Genomic DNA, 3262 nt, shown 5'->3' on the forward strand with positions numbered 1-3262 from the left:
GACCGCTGCGACCGCGCTGCCCTGGGCTGGCGGCATGGGCGCAAGCGGTGGCGCGGTGCGTGGTTTGCGTTCGGCGGCCGGGTCGCCGAAATCGAGTTCGCCGTTGCTCATCGGCTGCCCTCCCTGGTCAGCAGTTCGGCCTTGCGGTCCACGCCCCAGCGGTAGCCGGAAATCGAACCGTCATTGCGCACCACGCGGTGGCACGGGATCGCCACCGCGATCGCATTGGCGGCGCAGGCGCTGGCCACCGCCCGCGCGCCGCGCGGCACGCCGGCCAGCTCCGCCAGCTCGGCGTAGGTCACGGTGCGGCCGGCCGGTATCGCCCGCAGCACCTGCCACACGCGCTGCTGGAACGCCGTGCCGCGCACGTCGAGCGGCAGCTCCAGGCCGATCTCCGGATGCTCGACCATGCCGACCACGCGCGACACCACCTGCTCATAGTCGCGCTCCGCGCCGATCAGTTCTGCCTTGGGAAAGCGGTCCTGCAGCTCCTTCACCAGGAAATCCGGATCGTCATCGATCAGAATCGCGCAGATGCCCTGCTCCGTGCTGGCCACCAGGATCGGCCCCAGCGAACACTCGGCAATCGCAAAGCGGATCTTTTCGCCCGTGCCGCCGGCGCGGAAGGTCGATGGCTTCATGCCCAGCACCGCCGGCGACTGCGCGTAAAAGCGCCCGCTCGAATTGAAGCCGGCCGCGTAGATCGCAGCGGTCACCGACGCCTGCTTCGCCAGCCCATCCTGCACCCGCCGTGCGCGCGCCGCGTTGGCGTAGGCTTTGGGCGTGATGCCCGTCACCGCCTTGAACATCCGATGGAAATGGAAACGGCTGACGCCCACCGCGGCGGCCAGGCTGTCCAGATCGGGCGCTTCCTCGGCCTCGTCCAGCAGGCGGCAGGCTTGCGCCACGATGGCGGCCTGGCGCTCGGCCAGCGGCGGCTGCTCCGGCTTGCAGCGCAGGCACGGACGGAAACCGGCCTGCTCGGCTTGCGCGCGGCTGTCGTGGAACGCCACGTTCTTGCGCAGCGCCGGGCGCGCCGCGCACGACGGCCGGCAATACACCCCGGTGCTGCGCACCGAATACCAGAACACGCCGTCGGCGCCGGCGTCGCGTTGCTGCACGGCGGTCCAGCGCGCTTCATCGCTGGCGTAAGCCGCCTTGTTTTCAGTTTTGCCCATGTCGGACTCCAGTTCAGTTGGAATGCAGCCATCTTAAGCAGCATCGACACGCCGGTCACTCCACCTCTTGCTTTTGAATTGTACAAGCAGGCGATGCTAGAATGACTACTTTCCAGGAGAAGCCGTTTGGACGCCCAACCGATGCACGACACCCCGCACGACGCCACCCCGATCTTCCAGCGCATCAAGGATTACCTGCTGGGCGAAATCGCCGCCGGTACCTGGAAGGAGGGCGACGTCATCCCCTCGGAGCAGGCGCTGGTCAAGCAGTTCGGCGTCTCGCGCATGACCGTCAACCGCGCCGTGCGCGAGCTGACCGCGGAACAGGTGCTGACCCGGCGCCAGGGCTCCGGCACCTACGTCGCCCAACAGAAGTACCAGGCCACCCTGCTCGAGATCAAATCCATCGCCGAGGAAGTGCGCGCGCGCGGCCACGCCCACCGCAGCAGCCTGCAGCAGCTGGAACGCGTCAAGGCCAGCGAGCTGATGGCCAAGCAGTTCGAGCTGCCGTCCGGCCATCCACTGTACCACTCGGTGATCGTGCACTTCGAAAACGGCGTGCCGATCCAGGTCGAGGACCGCTGGGTCAATCCGCAGTGCGCACCCGATTACATGGAACAGGATTTCGCCCACCTCACGCCCAACGAGTACCTGATGCAGGCGGCGCCGCTGCAGGGCGCCACCTACAGCGTGGAAGCGCTGGCGGCGCCGCGCGACATCGCCGACATGCTGGCGATCGACACCCGCCAGCCCTGCCTGGTGCTGAAACGCCAGACCCGCTCGGGCGGCATGATCGCCTCGGTGGTGACCATGTGGCACCCGGGACACCGCTACCAGTTCGCCGGCAGCTTCAACCAGTAGAAGCCCCGGCTTGCAGCCCGCAAGCCGCCTGGCCGCGCAATTTCTCACCGATAGTCACGAAAAACGCGGGAAATTGTTAAATTTCCGCCGTTTTTGCGCGCCGACAAGACGCAATCGGTTTCTCGCCACGCACTGCCCTACGGCGCGGTCTTCGATGCTATAGTTTTCCGGACACAGCACGCCTCCGAAAGGGAAACTCTTGTTGCATTGCCCGTCGCGCGGTTTCCAGCGTTTTTGGCAACGTCTGTCCCTCCGGCTGACGGCGTGTGCGGTCACGGCCATGTTGTCCACGGCCGCGGCGGTGGCGGCGGAAAAGGTCACCGTCCAGCTCAAGTGGCAGCACCAGTTCCAGTTCGCCGGCTTTTACGCGGCGCAGGACCAGGGTTATTACCGCGACGCCGGCCTCGAGGTCACCCTCGCGGAAGCCCAGCCCGGCGGCGATCCGCTGCAGAACGTGCTTCAGGGGCGGGCCCAGTACGGCGTCGGCAACAGCAGCCTGCTGCTGGCGCGCGGCATCGGCCAGCCGGTGGTGGTGCTGGCCTCGATCTTCCAGCATTCCGCCGCCAACCTGCTGCGCCGCCTGGACGCCAGCGGCAAGCCGCGGCCCTGGACCGGCAGCCGCGTGATGCTGGCGCCGAACAACGAGGAACTGATCGTCTTCCTGCAGCGGCTGGGCGCGCGCACCGACAGCCTGTACCAGATCCGCCACAGCTTCAACTACGACGACCTGAGCGAGGGCAGGGTCGATGCCATGTCGGTCTACCTGACCGAGGCGCCGTACGTGCTGGACCGTCTCAACGTGCGCTACGAACTGCTGTCGCCGCGCCAGTACGGCCTGGATTTCTATGGCGACGTGCTGTACACCACCGAAAGCGAATTGCGCGAGCATCCGGCGCGCGCCCAGGCGCTGCGCGAGGCCACGCTGCGCGGCTGGCAGTATGCGATGGCCCATCCGGCCGAAATCGCCGACCTGATCCGCGCCCGCTATCCCGACCGCCACAGCCGCGAACACCTGATGTTCGAGGCGCAGCGCATGGCGCCGTTGCTGGAACAGCCGCTGATCGAACTGGGCTACAGCAACCCCGGGCGCTGGCGCGCCATCGCCCAGGCATACCAGCAGCACGGCATGCTGCCGGCCGGCTTCAGCATCGATGGTTTTCTGTACCAGCCGCCACCGTGGCCGGCGTGCCCAGAAGATCGTCGATATTCAGGTCGCTGCGCTC

Annotated in this window: 3 protein-coding genes; 2 read left to right on the top strand and 1 reads right to left on the bottom strand. The window is 67.1% G+C overall.

The window, feature by feature from the left end; genetic code table 11:
- Nucleotides 1-107: 107 nt before the first annotated feature.
- Complete coding sequence (gene ada / locus E4L98_RS11365; protein ID WP_135201678.1) at nt 108-1178, bottom strand: bifunctional DNA-binding transcriptional regulator/O6-methylguanine-DNA methyltransferase Ada; 1071 nt, start codon at nt 1176-1178, stop codon at nt 108-110.
- 141 nt (nt 1179-1319) lie between these two features.
- Here ada and hutC point away from each other — a divergent pair, with 141 nt between their 5' ends.
- Entirely contained in the window at nt 1320-2039 is a 720-nt protein-coding gene (hutC, locus tag E4L98_RS11370) for a histidine utilization transcriptional repressor HutC (RefSeq protein WP_135201679.1), read from the top strand.
- A gap of 280 nt (nt 2040-2319) precedes the next feature.
- Nucleotides 2320-3262, top strand: a 943-nt coding sequence (locus tag E4L98_RS11375; RefSeq protein ID WP_167761315.1) for an ABC transporter substrate-binding protein, incomplete at its 3' end; no start/stop codon positions are given.

This window comes from Duganella callida, from assembly GCF_004614165.1.
GTDB lineage: Bacteria > Pseudomonadota > Gammaproteobacteria > Burkholderiales > Burkholderiaceae_D > Rugamonas > Rugamonas callida.